Below are 13,717 nucleotides of genomic sequence, written 5' to 3' on the forward strand. Positions count from 1 at the left end.
CACCCCAACCCTCCCCCGGAAGGGGAGGGAGCCAACCCCAATCCCACTTTCAAGATGCTTCGACGAACCCTTCACTGCGCCTTTGCCGCCATGCTCCTCATGGCATCGGCCGCCCACGCGCTGACCGCCGACGAAGCCCGGGCCATCGCCTCCGGCGAATCCGAAGCCCGCATCGCCGCGCTCAACAAGGCCGTGCTCACGGCCGACGAGAAGACCGCCGCCTTCATCCAGGCGATGTCCGACGACGCAGTCAAGTACACCGAGGACAAGGTCTTCGTGATGAAGGACGACAAAGGCTTCGACCCCGTCACCGGCGCCGAGCTGAAAGTGCCCGACACCGCCGAAGACGTCGTCAACAACAACCTCATGCGCGGCGCGCTCGATGCCGCGCAGGCCGCGCTCAAGCTCACGAGCAAGGACGACGCGGTGCGCGCCGAAGCCGCACAGGCCCTGTTCAAGGAGCCCGACGAATCACGCATCCCGATGGTCGAGAAGGCGCTGGCCGCCGAGACCAACCCGAAGATCAAGGCGCAACTCGAACTGGTGCGCGCCGCCAGCATGCTCACCAGCGCCGACAGGGCCAAGCGCCTCGTGGCCGCGAAGGAACTGGGCAGCAACCGCAACCCCGACACCAAGCTGCTGCTCAACCAGCGCCTGGGCGACGAAACCGAAGCGGACGTCAAGGCCGCCATCGTCGCGTCCATCGCCAGCATCGACGGCTCGCTGGTCTGGGGCGACCGCATCAACGCCGTGTTCAGCGGCATCAGCCTGGGCTCGGTGCTGCTGCTGGCCGCGCTGGGCCTGGCCATCACCTACGGGCTGATGGGCGTCATCAACATGGCGCATGGCGAGCTGATGATGATCGGCGCCTACGCCACCTACGTGATGCAGGGCATCTTCCAGAAGTACCTGCCCGAGTCGACGTTCGGGCTGTACCTCGTCGCTGCGATCCCGGTGTCGTTCCTCGCATCGGCGCTGGTCGGCGCGGTGCTCGAACGCGGCGTGATCCGCTTCCTCTACGGCCGCCCCCTCGAGACGCTGCTCGCCACCTGGGGCATCAGCCTGATGCTGCAGCAACTCGTGCGCACGCTGTTCGGCGCGCAGAACGTCGGCGTGGAAAACCCCGGCTGGATGAGCGGCGGCTTCTCGATGCTGAGCAACGTGACGCTGCCGTGGAACCGCATCTGCATCATTATTTTTGCGGCGCTGGTATTGCTCGCGATGGGATGGCTCATCGGCAAGACGCGGCTGGGCCTGTTCGTGCGCGGCGTCACGCAGAACCGGCCGATCGCCTCCTGCATGGGCGTGAACACGGCACGCATCGACACCTACGCCTTCGCGCTCGGCTCCGGCATCGCGGGCCTCGCGGGCTGCGCGCTGAGCCAGATCGGCAACGTCGGCCCTGATCTCGGCCAGAGCTACATCGTCGACAGCTTCATGGTGGTCGTGATGGGCGGCGTCGGCCAGCTCGCGGGCACCGTGTATGCGGCGCTGGGGCTGGGCATTCTCAACAAGTTCATCGAAGGCTGGGCGGGCGCGGTGCTCGCGAAGATCGCGGTGCTTGTCTTCATCATCATCTTCATCCAGAAGCGGCCGCAGGGCATCTTCGCGATGAAGGGCCGGAGCGCAGAAGCATGAGCAAGGTTGTGTTGCCAACCAAAGGTCCGCTCCTGAGCGGCAAGGGCTGGACGGCCTTCTTCGTCGCGCTGATCGTGGTCTGCGCCGTGGCGCCGGTGCTCAACATGTGGGTGCCCGCCGGTAGCCCGCTGCACATGAGCGACTACGCGGTGGCGCTGGTCGGCAAGATCATGTGCTACGCGATCTGCGCGCTGGCCATGGACCTGATCTGGGGCTACACCGGCATCCTCTCGCTGGGCCACGGCCTGTTCTTCGCGCTGGGCGGCTACATGATGGGCATGTACCTCATGCGCCAGATCGGCCGCGACGGCAACTACAAGAGCGACCTGCCGGACTTCATGGTGTTCCTCGACTGGAAGACGCTGCCCTGGCACTGGACCTTCAGCGACAGCTTCATCGCCACGCTGATTCTGGTCGTCGCGGTGCCGGGCCTCATCGCCTTCGTGTTCGGCTTCTTCGCCTTCCGTTCGCGCATCAAGGGCGTGTACTTCTCGATCATCACGCAGGCCATGACCTTCGCGGCCATGCTGCTGTTCTTCCGCAACGAGACGGGCTTCGGCGGCAACAACGGTTTCACCGACTTCAAGCGCATCCTGAACATCCCGATCGCCACGCAGGAGATGCGCATGACGCTGTTCGCGCTCACCGGCCTCACGCTGCTGGGCTTCTTCCTGTTCGCGAAGTGGCTCATCGGCAGCAAGTTTGGCCGCGTGCTGCAGGCCATCCGCGACGCGGAGACGCGCGTGATGTTCTCGGGCTACAACCCGCTGCCGTACAAGCTCACGATCTGGGTGATCTCCGCCGTGATGTGCGGCGTGGCCGGCGCGCTGTACGTGCCGCAGGTCGGCATCATCAACCCGGGCGAGATGAGCGCGGCCAACTCCATCGAGATCGCCATCTGGGCGGCGGTGGGCGGGCGCGCCACGCTGATCGGGCCGATCATCGGCGCCTTCATCGTCAACGGCGCGAAGAGCTGGCTCACGGTGGCGTACCCCGAGTACTGGCTGTATTTCCTGGGCGCGCTGTTCATTGCCGTCACGCTGTTCCTGCCGAACGGCATCGTGGGGCTGGTGCGCAAGTGGTTGTCGAGGGAGAAGGCACCGGCGGCCGGCGCCACGGCGGCGGTGAGCGACGGCCGCGAAGAAGCGCAACGCGCACTCGCCGCCTCGCAGGGCATGGAGCCGGAATCGCTGCACGCGCCGCTGGGCGCCGAACCGAAGGGAGCACGCGCATGACCCCCGACCTGATGGAAGCTGGCGCCGAGCGCGCCGCACGCGCCCGCGGCATGCCCTACGACAGCGGCAGCACCGAATCGGGTGGCCGCGCCGCCGACTTCGGCCGTCACGTCACGCCGGGCGAGGTCGACGTCACCCATGGCCGCATCCTCTACCTCGAGGACGTGAGCGTGAGCTTCGACGGCTTCAAGGCCATCAACAAGCTGTCGCTCGACATTGCGCCCGGCGAACTGCGCTGCATCATCGGCCCCAACGGTGCGGGCAAGACCACGATGATGGACATCATCACCGGCAAGACGCGGCCTGACGAAGGCACCGTGTTTTTCGGCAGCACCATCGACCTGCTGCGCCACCGCGAAGCCGACATCGCCCAGCTGGGCATCGGCCGCAAGTTCCAGAAGCCGACGGTGTTCGAGCACCTGACCGTGTTCGAGAACCTCGAGCTCGCGCTGAAGACCGACAAGGGCGTGCGCGCGTCGATGCTGTTCAGGCTCGACTCGGCGCAGAGCGACCGGCTGGCCGAAGTGCTGCAGACCATCCACCTCGCCGACAGCGTGTCGCGCCTGGCCGGCAACCTGAGTCACGGCCAGAAGCAGTGGCTCGAAATCGGCATGCTGCTGATGCAGGACCCGAAGCTGCTGCTGCTCGACGAGCCTGTGGCCGGCATGACCGACGAGGAAACGGCGCGCACGGCGGAGCTGTTCCTCACGCTCAAGGGCAAGCACTCGCTGATGGTGGTGGAGCACGACATGAGCTTCATTCGCACCATCTCCGAGATCGTCACCGTGCTGTGCGACGGCTCCGTGCTTGCGCAGGGCACGCTGGACGAAGTGCAGGCCGACGAGCGCGTGATCGAGGTCTATCTCGGCCGCTGAGGAACCGAACCCATGCTCACAGTCAAGAACATCCACCAGTACTACGGCGGCTCCCACATCCTGCGCGACGTGAGCTTCGAGGCCACGCTCGGCAAGGTCACCGTGCTGCTCGGCCGCAACGGCGTAGGCAAGACCACGCTGCTCAAGTCGCTGATGGGCCTCGTCCCCATCAAGAGCGGCAGCATCGAACTCGAAGGCAAGCCGATCCAAAAGGCCACGCCCTACGACAGGGCCAGGGACGGCATCGGCTTCGTCCCTCAAGGCCGCGAAATCTTCGCCAGGCTCACGGTGGAAGAAAACCTGCGCATGGGCCTCGCCTACAAGAGCGGCAGCACGCCCATCCCGCAGGAACTGTTCGAGCTGTTCCCCGTGCTCAAGCAGATGATCAACAGAAGGGGCGGCGACCTCTCCGGCGGCCAGCAGCAGCAGTTGGCCATCGCCCGGGCGCTGGCGCCCAAGCCGCGCCTGCTGATCCTCGACGAACCCACCGAGGGCATCCAGCCCAGCATCATCAAGGACATCGGCCGCGTCATCCGCATGCTGGCCGACCGCGGCGACATGGCCATCGTGCTGTGCGAGCAGTACTACGACTTCGCGCAGGAGCTGGCCGACGACTACCTCGTGATGGAGCGCGGCGAGATCATCGCGCGAGGCCTCGGCAAGGACATGGAAGCGCAGGGCGTGCGGCAACTGGTGGCGATCTGAGCCCACTGGCCAGGCCCTCGCGGCCCTGCCAGTACAAGGTCTTCGGCAATTGCGTATCGGCGCGATTTCAGGGTTTACCCTAAAATCGCGCCTTGCCCGCGGCCGCCGGGCACCCCTCCCAGGAGCCTGGCCTTGAACGCCTCCCCACCCGCGCTGGACAGCGCGGTCACCGACATTTCTTCCTTTTCCCTGCCTTCGGGCAAGCCCGCCAACTTCCTGCGCGCGGTGCTCGCGCTTGGCGTCGGCGGCTTCGCCATCGGCACCGGCGAGTTCGTCATCATGGGCCTGCTGCCCGAGGTCGCGCGGGACATCGGCGTGAGCATCCCGCAGGCCGGCCACGTCATCAGCGCCTATGCGCTCGGCGTGGTGATCGGCGCGCCGGTGCTCGCGGTGCTGGCCGCCGGCTGGCGCCGCCGCGCGCTGCTGATCGCGCTCATGGCCGTGTTCGCGGCCGGCAACTTCGCCAGCGCCGCGGCTCCCAACTACCTGCTGCTGAACCTGCTGCGCTTCGCCGCCGGACTGCCGCACGGCACCTATTTCGGCGTGGCCGCGCTGGTGGCCGCCACGCTCGCTCCGCCGGGGCGCCGCGCGCGGGCCGTGGGGCTCGTGATGCTGGGGCTCACCGGTGCCACGCTGGTGGGCGTGCCCATCGCGGCATGGCTGGGCCAGTTCTTCGGCTGGCGCGCGGCCTTCGTGTTCGTGGGCCTCATCGCGCTGGTGGCCATCGCGCTGCTTCGCCGCGACATTCCCGACATGGCGCCCGCCGCCGGCGCCAGCCCCTGGCGCGAACTCGGCGCGCTCAGGCGCAAGCAGGTGTGGTTCACGCTGGGCATCGCGGCCATCGGCTTCGGCGGCATGTTCTCGGTGTTCAGCTACATCAAGCCCACGCTGATCGAGGTGGCCGGCATGCCGGTGGGCGGCGTGCCCATCGTGCTCGCGCTCTTCGGCCTCGGCATGGTGGTGGGCAACCTCGTGGGCTCGCGGCTGGCCGACAAGTCGCTGATGCGCACCATCGGCGGTGTCCTGGCCTATGCGGCGCTGGTGCTCGCGGTGTTCACCTTCGCGGCGCACCACGTCGTGGCTGCAGCATTCACCGTGTTCCTCATCGGCTCGACCGTGGCCATCGGCCCGGCCCTGCAGATCCGCCTGATGGACGTGGCCGGCGACGCGCAGACGCTCGCCGCCGCGCTCAACCACTCGGCCTTCAACATGGCCAACGCGCTCGGCGCATGGCTCGGCGGTGTGGCGATTTCCGCCGGGCTGGGCTGGACTTCGACCGGCTGGGTCGGCGCACTGCTCGCTCTGGCGGGCCTGGGCATCTTCGGCTGGGCGATCGCAAGCGCCCGTGCCGCCGCACGCCGGCCGGCCGCCATCGCCTTCTGAGCCGGCTGCCGGCTACTTCGCAGCGGGCGTCGCGGTGCGCTCGCGCAGCAGCGCCGCGAAGTTCTGCAACTCGGCTGCATTGAGATCCGACACGGCCCAGGCCTGCATGCCGCCCTGGGTCCAGTGCACGAGCTGGTAGCCCTGCCGCGCGGAGAGCACCGGCGCCTGCACCTTTGCATCCGCAGCCGGCCACACGAACAGGTTGATGACGTGCGGCCCCGAGCGGTAGACCAGCGCCGCCACCGTGCGCCCGTCCAGGTAGTCGAGCCGCCCGCCCGCGAGCGGAAAGCCCTCCGCGGCAAGGTCGACCACCGGCGGTGAAAAGTCGAGCTTGCCGGCGAACCACGGCTTGACTGCGTGATGGTCGGACGAGGCCACGTCGGCCAGGTGCGATGCCATCAGCGAGCGCACATGGTTGGCGGTGACGCCCTCGGCGAGAGCGTCCGAAGGCGGCACCGGCGTTGCCAGAAGCACGAGCGCCAGGCCCCAGGCCGTGGCCGCGCCGGTGCCGAACCATGCCAGCCCCTGCCACAGGCCCCGGTTTCGCCGCACAGGCGCGGGTGCAGGCGTGGGCGAGGCGGCCACAGCTTCCTCTGCACGCACCGCCTGCCCGATGCGCGCGGCCAGCCCCTCGGGCGGCATGTGCCGCGCGGCATGGCGTCGGATCAGCGTGCCCAGTTCCTCGTCAGACATTGACATGGCGTGTCCTTCCTCCCGCGTCGCCGGGACGTTCGTCGCGCAGGCTCTCGCGCAGCATCGCCCGCGCGCGCGACAGCCGCGACATGACGGTGCCCAGCGGCACGCCCGCGATGCGCGCGATGTCCTCGTAGCGCATCTCCTCCAGCTCGCGCAGCACGATCACCTCGCGGTACACCGGCGGCAGCGCGTCGATGGCGGCGTTGATTCGCTCGCCCTGCGCGCGCTGCTCCCACTGCCGCGCCGGATCGCCGGCTTCGGGCGAGGAGGGTGCTGAAACCGCCTCGCTGTCGCGCAGCTCGTCGAACTCCACCTGGTCGGCGAGCTGCCGGTTCTGCCGCATCCAGTCGTAGCAGGCGTTGCGCACGATGCCCAGCAGCCACGGCCGGGCGCTCTCGCCGCGCAGCCCATCGAAGAACCGGAACGCGCGCAGATAAGCCTCCTGCACCGCGTCGTCGGCCAGCTGGTCGTCGCGCAGCAGCCAGCGCGCAAGGTTCCATGCCGCATCGAGATGCGGCAGCGCGGCGGCTTCGAACTGGCGTGTGCGGTCGGTCGACAGGCTCAAGGGCTCCTTCTTCCTGCATGACGTGGCAGCCCGGTTTTTTATTCCAGCTTTTTTCGGCCCCCGCCGGAATAAGTAGGGCATGCCATGCGTCATGCCCTCTGCGGATTCTGCTTCTTCTTTCTTCTTCCAGGAGGTCTTCACCATGATCGCCATGCCCGGCTTCGCGCGCATCCTCGTCATCTTTGCGGCCCTGGCGGCTTCGGCCGCCGCCGCGCTTGCAGCAGGCCCCAAGGCCTATGTCGGCAACTTCAAGGACAGCACCGTCAGCGTGATCGACACCGGCACCGAGCGCGTCGTCGCCACGCTGCCTGTGGCGGCGGGGCCCGACGGCATCATCGTCGCGCCCAACGGGCGCAGCGTGTTCGTGAGCGGCTCGGGCGCCGCTGCCGTGAGCGAGATCGACGCCGCGAGCGACCGCGTCACGCGCGCCATCGACGTGGGCAAGGGGCCGCAGGGCCTGGCCATGACCACCGACGGCAAGTGGCTGCTGGTGGCCGTCAACGGCGACGACCGCGTGGCCTTTGTCGACACCTCGGCCCACGGCGTGAGCGCCACCGTGCCGGTGCCCAAGCCGCACACCATCGCCATCCGGCCCGACGGGCGGCAGGCCTACGTCGCTTCGCAGGAGCCGGGGCACTTCGCGCTGGTGGTCATCGACATGGCGACGCGCGCCGTGGTCACGCAGATCCCGCTCGACAAGCCGCCGCGCGACCTCGAGTTCAGCCATGACGGCAAGGCGCTGTACCTCACGCTGGCCGGCGTGGCCGCCGTGCAGGTGCTCGACCCCGCCACCAACCAGTGGGGCGCGCCGGTTCCCACGGGCGTGTCGCCGCACATCGCGCAGCACTTCATGGGCATGGCGAGCGGTGTGGTGGTGGTGCAGGGGCCGGGCGAGGTCATGTTGTTCGATCCGGCCACGCACGCGGCGGTGCGCAGCATCCCTGTGGGCAAGCAGCCGCACTGGCTCGACCTGTCGGCGGACGGCAAGAAGCTGTGGGTGAGCAACGAGGGCTCGAACGACGTCAGCGTGGTCGACCTTGCCGGCGGGCCCATGCACACGGTGGCGGTGGGCAACGCGCCGCGCAAGATCGCGTTGCAGCGCACGGCAGCTTCCGAAGGCGCGCACGCAGGCGGCTCGGCACACGTGGCCATCCGCAACTTCGCCTTCGAGCCCGCGCAGATCACCGTCAAGGCCGGCCAGCGCGTGAGCTGGCAGAACGACGACGGCGCGCCGCACGGCCTGGTCTTCAAGGACGGCTCGACGGGCATCGACCTGCTGCTGCCCGGCAAGGCCTTCGCCCGCGTCTTCGACAAGCCGGGCGTGTACGACTATGTCTGCTCGGTGCATCCGTACATGACGGCGCGGGTCACGGTGGTGGGCTCGCAGCCAGGGTCCTGACTGTCGGCTTTCATCCGGCCCGATTGACAGGGGCGAGCGAACCGGGGGACATTGCCCCGGATGAAGGAAGAAAGACTCTCGCGCCGACGCCTGCTGTGCGGCGGGCTGGCCGCCGCTTCGCTGGGCCATCCGTTCCTGCGGCTGAATGCGCAGCCGGCCACGGCGTCGCGCGATCCGTTCACGCTGGGCGTGGCCTCGGGCGTGCCGTGCGCCGACGGCTTCGTGCTCTGGACACGCCTGGCGCCAGAGCCGCTGCAGGGCGGCGGCATGGGCGATACGCCCGTCGAGGTGCGATGGGAAGTCGCCGACGACGAGGGCTTCAGGCGCGTCGTGGCGAAGGGCTCGGCGATCGCTATGGCCGAGCTTGCGCACTCGGTGCATGTCGAAGTGCAGGGGCTGTCGCCGGGCCGCCCTTACTGGTATCGCTTCACGGCCGGCGGCGCACGCAGCCCGATCGGACGCACGCGCACCACGCCCGCCGAGGACGACGGGACGCAGCAGCCGCTGCGCTTCGCCTTCGCCTCCTGCCAGCAGTACGAGCAGGGCTACTACGCCGCCTACCGCGACATGGCCGCGCAGCCGCTGGACTTCGTGGTGCATCTCGGCGACTACATCTACGAAAGCTCCTGGGGCTCGCGCCACGTGCGGCGCCACGAGGGCGGCATTCCCACGCAGCTGGCCGGGTTCCGCGAACGCTACGCGCTCTACAAGACCGACCCGCACCTGCAGGCCGCGCATGCCGCCTTTCCCTGGCTCGTGACCTGGGACGACCACGAAGTGGCCAACGACTACGCGAACGATTTATCGCCGCGCACCGTCGACCCCGCACAATTCCTCGCGATTCGCGCGGCCGCCTACCAGGCGTGGTACGAGCACATGCCGGTGCCCGCCAGCATGCGCCCGCGCGGGCCCGACGCCACCATCTACGGCCGCCATCGCTTCGGCCGCATGCTCGACGTGCTGCTGACCGACGGACGCCAGTACCGCTCGCACCACGCCTGCCTCGCGGGCCGCGGCGCGTCGCCGCTGGCCGACTGCCCCGGCCGGCTCGCGCCCGAACGCAGCTTCTTCGGCGCGGCGCAAGAGGCGTGGCTCGCGCGCGAACTCGCGGCGCCACCCGCGCAGTGGACCGTGCTCGCCCAGCCCACGCTGCTCGCCGAGGCCGACCGCAAGCGCGGCCCCGAGCACGGCTACTGGATGGACGGATGGGACGGCTACGCCGCCGCCCGCGCGCGCCTGCTCGACGGGCTGGCCGCACACAAGGCGCGCGGCGGCAACGCGCTGGTCGCGAGCGGCGACGTGCACGCCTTCTGGGCCGCCGACCTGCGGCGCGAGGCGCAAGGGCCGGCGGTGGCGACCGAATTCGTCGGCGGCGCCATCACCTCCGAAGGGCCGAGTGCCGCCAACGTGGCGAACATGCTCGCGAAGAACGAGCACCTGTGCTACGGCCGCGGCGACAAGCGCGGCTACGCGCTCGTGACGCTCGATGCCCGCGGCTGCGAGGTCGAGTTCCGCGCGGTGGAGGACGAGAAGAACGCCGATTCGGCCGTGGCGCCCATGGCCCGCTTCTCGGTGGCCCGGGGCGCGCCCGGCGTGCATCTCGAAACCACCTGAATCTCCGCCGCCTGCAGGATCGCGCGGCCGTGCCTATGATGGCCGCGCCATTCTTCATCCCTCTCTTCCTCGGAGCGAGACCCCATGAGCATTCCCACCATCCGTCTCGGCCGCACAGGCCTCACCGTGTCGCGGCTCGCCCTCGGCACCATGACTTTCGGCCTGCAGACCGACGAGACGGTGTCGCACCAGATCCTCGACAAGGCGGCCGAAGGCGGCATCAACTTCCTCGACACTGCCGACGTGTACCCGCTCGGCGGCACGGTCGAGACCACCGGCCGCACCGAGGAAATCATCGGCCGCTGGCTGCAAAAGCAGGGCCCCGCGGGCCGCCGCCGCTTCGTCGTCGCCACCAAGGCGGTCGGCAAGGTCGGCCCGAACAGCTGGGACCAGGGCGCGTCGCGCAAGCACCTGCTGGACGCCATCGATGCTTCGCTCAAGCGGCTGCAGACCGACCACGTCGACCTGTACCAGCTGCACAGCGACGATCGCGAGACGCCGCTCGAAGAGAGCCTGGAGGCGCTCGACGTGATCGTGAAGTCGGGGCGGGCGCGCTACATCGGCGTGTCGAACTTCCTGGCCTACCGGCTGGCGCGCGCGCTGGGCAAGGCCGAGCTGCTCAAGCTCACGCGCTACGTGTCGGTGCAGCCGCGCTACAGCCTGCTGTTCCGCGAGATTGAGCGCGAGCTGCTGCCGCTGGCCAGCGAGGAAGGCCTGGGCGTGATTCCCTATAACCCGCTGGCCGGCGGATTGCTGACTGGCAAGTACAAGCCCGGAGCGAAGCCGGAGGAGAACACGCGCTTCACGCTCGGCACCGCCGGCGGCATGTACCAGGACCGCTACTGGAACGAGCGCAGCTTCAACACCGTGGCCCAGCTGCACAGGCTGGCGGACGAGGCCGGCGTGCCGCTGGCCACGTTGGCGGTGGCGTGGGTCATGGCGAATCCGCTGATCACCGCGCCTCTGCTGGGTGCGAGCCGGCCCGATCAGCTGGATGCGACGCTGGCCGCCGCCGAATACAAGCTTGATCCGGCGCTGAAGCAGAAGCTCGACGAACTGACTGCCGAATACCGCAAGGGCGACGCCCCGCGCTGAGTTCGTCTTGCTCCTTCCCCCTCTGGAGGAAGGCTGGGATGGGGGCAGGCCTTCGCACAGGCGCCGCTTTTTCCATCGCCGTCGCGCCCCCACCCCAACCCTCCCCCAGGAGGGGAGGGAGCAAAACCGAAAACCATTCGGCAATGGCCCGCGCACGGTACGTTCTTGGGCCATGCCTGAGAATCGCTGCCGGCATGAACCGCACGCAATCCCCGCAACTTCGACCGGCATCCGGGCCACAAAGGCAGCCATGGCGCAGCTGATGTCCCTGCTCGTGCAGAACGCGATCCTGGTGGTGTTTGCCGCCAGCTTCGCCGCGCGGCTTGGGCTGCCCGTGCCGGCGGCCGCGGTGCTCGTGCTGACAGGCGCGCTGCTGGCAGCCGGCGATGTCTCGGTGCCCGGCGTGGTGATGGCCGCCGTCATCGCCAACCTGCTGGGCGACGGTGCGTGGTTCTATGCCGGGCGGCGCTTCGGCTACCGCTTCATGCGCATGCTGTGCCGCATCTCGCTGTCGCCCGACACCTGCGTGCGGCGCGGCGAATCGCTCATCACCGATTGGGGCGGCCTCTCGCTCGTGGCTGCCAAGTTCGTGCCGGGCGTGTCGGTGGTGGCGCCGCCGATGGCCGGGGCGCTGGGCATGTCGGTGCGGCGCTTCATCGGCTTCGACGTGGGCGCGGCGCTGGTCTGGACGGGGCTGTTCCTCGGGCTGGGCTGGGTGTTTCGCAACCAGATCCAGGAGGTGCTGGCCGTGCTGGCGCAGGCCGGCGGCATCGCCACCGCGGCAGTGGCTCTTGTGCTGGTGGTGATCCTCGCGGTGCGCTACTGGCGCCGGCGCGCTTTCATGCGGCTCACGGGCATGCCGCGCATCTCGGTGGAAGAGCTGCACGAACTGCTGAACGGCGAGGAGCCGCCGCTGGTGATCGACGTGCGCGGGCAGGCCGGCGTGCAGGTCGATCCGCGCCGCATTCCGGGAGCGCAGTCGTACACGCTCAAGGCGCTGCAGCAGCGCAGCCTCGACCTGTCGCACGCGGCAGGGCGCGACGTGGTGCTGTACTGCAATTGCCCCAACGAGGTGTCGGCCGCGCAGGCCGCGCGCGTGCTGCTGGCACGCGGGGCGCGGCGGGCGCTGCCGCTGACGGGCGGGCTCGATGCGTGGGTGGCCTCGGGCAGGCCCACGAGCGTGGACTGACCGCAAGGCCTGCGCGCAGCAGGAATCGGCCTCCCGTGATATGGTCCCCCGGCTTCGGGTTAACCCCTAAGGTTGCCCTCTCGAACCGGGACTCCTCATGTCTTCTTCCGCCTCCAGAGCTTCTGCTTCTCCGGCCGGTCTTACGCCCGCTCTCACGCTGGTCTTCGCCATCGCCTGCGGCCTGTGCGTGGCCAACATCTACTACGCCCAGCCGTTGATCGGCCCCATCTCCGACACGCTGCAACTGCATGCCGGGCTGGCCGGCCTGATCATGACGTTGACGCAACTCGGCTACGGCGCCGGCCTGCTGCTGCTGGTGCCGCTGGCCGACGTGGTCGAGAACCGCAAGCTCATCGTGGGCGCGCTGGTCGGCGCGGTGATCGGGCTGGTGGGCATCGCGCTTTCGAACTCCGCCATCACCTTCCTCGTGGCCTCGTTCGTGGTGGGCGCATGCGCGGTCGCGGCGCAGGTGCTGCTGCCCTTCGCCTCGCACCTCGCGCCCGAGGCCACGCGCGGCAAGGTGGTCGGCAACATCATGGCCGGCCTGCTGGGCGGGATCATGCTGGCGCGGCCCTTTGCCAGCGTGGTGGCTTCCGCGCTGGGCTGGCGCGCGGTGTTCTGGCTCTCGGCCGCGCTGATGGCCACGCTCATTGCCGTGCTGTGGCGCGTGCTGCCGCAGCGCCGGCCGCATGCCTCGGTGGGCTATGCGCGCACCATGGCCTCGCTGCCCGGCATCGTGCTGAACACGCCGCTGCTGCGCCGGCGCGGCTTCTACCAGGGGATGATGTTCTCCGCCTTCCAGGCCTTCTGGACTGCCGTGCCGCTGGCGCTGGTGCACGAGTTCGGCATGGGACAGCGCGGCATTGCGCTGTTCGCGCTGGCCGGCGCCGCTGGCGCCTTGCTCGCGCCGGTGGCGGGCCGGCTGGCCGACCGGGGGTGGACGCGGCCTGCGACCGGCGCAGCCATCGTCGTCGCGCTGCTGTCCTTCGTGCTCGGTGCGGTCGCCATGCACTACCGCTCGGTGGCCGGGCTGGTCGCGGCGGGCATCCTGCTCGACGGGGCTGTGCAGCTGTGCCAGGTGCTCAACTTCCGCAGCCTGTTCATGCTGGCGCCGGAGCTGCGCGGCCGGCTCAACGGGCTATTCATGACCTTCATCTTCATCTGCGCGGCGGTGGCCTCGGGCATTGCGGCGGCCGTGTATGCCTTCCACGGATGGAGCGGGCTGTGCCTGCTGGGCGGCGGGTATGTGCTGCTGGCGCTGCTGTACTACGCGACCGAGTTCCGCCCGCGGGCCGTGGGCATCGCCGTTGGACGGTAGCCGCG

12 protein-coding genes are annotated in these 13,717 nt (G+C 69.2%); 10 read left to right on the forward strand and 2 right to left on the reverse strand.

What is annotated here, in order from left to right; translation table 11 throughout:
* Positions 1 to 90 precede the first annotated feature (90 nt).
* From urtB to ACCD11_RS09735, 5 genes are all read left to right on the forward strand, one after another.
* Positions 91 to 1,638 (forward strand): urea ABC transporter permease subunit UrtB, encoded by a 1,548-nt coding sequence (gene urtB / locus ACCD11_RS09715; RefSeq protein ID WP_413313692.1) that lies wholly within the window; start codon positions 91 to 93, stop codon positions 1,636 to 1,638.
* Positions 1,635 to 2,873: an urea ABC transporter permease subunit UrtC gene (gene urtC / locus ACCD11_RS09720; protein WP_413313693.1), complete on the forward strand. Its 1,239-nt coding sequence runs from the start codon at positions 1,635 to 1,637 to the stop codon at positions 2,871 to 2,873. The genes urtB and urtC overlap by 4 nt, the downstream gene beginning before the upstream one ends.
* A complete protein-coding gene (gene urtD, locus ACCD11_RS09725) occupies positions 2,870 to 3,748 on the forward strand; it encodes an urea ABC transporter ATP-binding protein UrtD (RefSeq protein WP_007837229.1) in 879 nt (292 codons plus the stop codon). The genes urtC and urtD overlap by 4 nt, the downstream gene beginning before the upstream one ends.
* A gap of 12 nt (positions 3,749 to 3,760) precedes the next feature.
* Positions 3,761 to 4,453: an urea ABC transporter ATP-binding subunit UrtE gene (urtE, locus tag ACCD11_RS09730; protein WP_413313695.1), complete on the forward strand. Its 693-nt coding sequence runs from the start codon at positions 3,761 to 3,763 to the stop codon at positions 4,451 to 4,453.
* Positions 4,454 to 4,585: 132 nt separating this feature from the next.
* On the forward strand, positions 4,586 to 5,836 hold the full coding sequence (locus tag ACCD11_RS09735) for an MFS transporter (RefSeq protein WP_413313696.1): 1,251 nt from the start codon (positions 4,586 to 4,588) through the stop codon (positions 5,834 to 5,836).
* Between the two features lie 12 nt (positions 5,837 to 5,848).
* Here ACCD11_RS09735 and ACCD11_RS09740 read toward each other — a convergent pair whose 3' ends face one another.
* Both ACCD11_RS09740 and ACCD11_RS09745 read right to left on the reverse strand, forming a co-directional pair.
* Entirely contained in the window at positions 5,849 to 6,535 is a 687-nt protein-coding gene (locus tag ACCD11_RS09740; RefSeq protein WP_413313697.1) for an anti-sigma factor family protein, read from the reverse strand.
* Complete coding sequence (locus ACCD11_RS09745) at positions 6,522 to 7,097, reverse strand: sigma-70 family RNA polymerase sigma factor (protein WP_007837233.1); 576 nt, start codon at positions 7,095 to 7,097, stop codon at positions 6,522 to 6,524. Before ACCD11_RS09745 ends, ACCD11_RS09740 begins: the two co-directional genes overlap by 14 nt.
* 142 nt (positions 7,098 to 7,239) lie before the next feature.
* Between ACCD11_RS09745 and ACCD11_RS09750 the strand changes: the two genes are divergently transcribed.
* From ACCD11_RS09750 to ACCD11_RS09770, 5 genes are all read left to right on the forward strand, one after another.
* Positions 7,240 to 8,496, forward strand: coding sequence for a plastocyanin/azurin family copper-binding protein (locus ACCD11_RS09750; protein ID WP_413313698.1), 1,257 nt, complete (start codon positions 7,240 to 7,242; stop codon positions 8,494 to 8,496).
* 60 nt (positions 8,497 to 8,556) lie between these two features.
* Positions 8,557 to 10,110 carry an alkaline phosphatase D family protein gene (locus ACCD11_RS09755; protein WP_413313699.1) on the forward strand — a complete coding sequence of 518 codons (1,554 nt, stop codon included), beginning with the start codon at positions 8,557 to 8,559 and terminating at the stop codon, positions 10,108 to 10,110.
* 84 nt (positions 10,111 to 10,194) lie between these two features.
* Entirely contained in the window at positions 10,195 to 11,205 is a 1,011-nt protein-coding gene (locus ACCD11_RS09760) for an aldo/keto reductase (RefSeq protein WP_413313700.1), read from the forward strand.
* Between the two features lie 262 nt (positions 11,206 to 11,467).
* Positions 11,468 to 12,394 (forward strand): VTT domain-containing protein, encoded by a 927-nt coding sequence (locus ACCD11_RS09765; RefSeq protein WP_237726160.1) that lies wholly within the window; start codon positions 11,468 to 11,470, stop codon positions 12,392 to 12,394.
* Between the two features lie 97 nt (positions 12,395 to 12,491).
* A complete protein-coding gene (locus ACCD11_RS09770; protein ID WP_413313701.1) occupies positions 12,492 to 13,712 on the forward strand; it encodes an MFS transporter in 1,221 nt (406 codons plus the stop codon).
* Positions 13,713 to 13,717 lie beyond the last annotated feature (5 nt).

Origin of the sequence: Variovorax sp. Varisp36, from assembly GCF_047304235.1 — a bacterium.
GTDB lineage: Bacteria > Pseudomonadota > Gammaproteobacteria > Burkholderiales > Burkholderiaceae_C > Variovorax.

Coding starts and splice junctions, on each gene's coding strand:
- ACCD11_RS09770 (WP_413313701.1), top strand. CDS start 12,492: ATGTCTTCTTCCGCCTCCAGAGCTTCTGCTTCTCCGGCCGGTCTTACG.
- ACCD11_RS09760 (WP_413313700.1), top strand. CDS start 10,195: ATGAGCATTCCCACCATCCGTCTCGGCCGCACAGGCCTCACCGTGTCG.
- ACCD11_RS09740 (WP_413313697.1), bottom strand. CDS start 6,535: ATGTCAATGTCTGACGAGGAACTGGGCACGCTGATCCGACGCCATGCC.
- ACCD11_RS09750 (WP_413313698.1), top strand. CDS start 7,240: ATGATCGCCATGCCCGGCTTCGCGCGCATCCTCGTCATCTTTGCGGCC.
- urtC (WP_413313693.1), top strand. CDS start 1,635: ATGAGCAAGGTTGTGTTGCCAACCAAAGGTCCGCTCCTGAGCGGCAAG.
- ACCD11_RS09755 (WP_413313699.1), top strand. CDS start 8,557: ATGAAGGAAGAAAGACTCTCGCGCCGACGCCTGCTGTGCGGCGGGCTG.
- urtD (WP_007837229.1), top strand. CDS start 2,870: ATGACCCCCGACCTGATGGAAGCTGGCGCCGAGCGCGCCGCACGCGCC.
- urtB (WP_413313692.1), top strand. CDS start 91: ATGCTCCTCATGGCATCGGCCGCCCACGCGCTGACCGCCGACGAAGCC.
- ACCD11_RS09765 (WP_237726160.1), top strand. CDS start 11,468: ATGTCCCTGCTCGTGCAGAACGCGATCCTGGTGGTGTTTGCCGCCAGC.
- urtE (WP_413313695.1), top strand. CDS start 3,761: ATGCTCACAGTCAAGAACATCCACCAGTACTACGGCGGCTCCCACATC.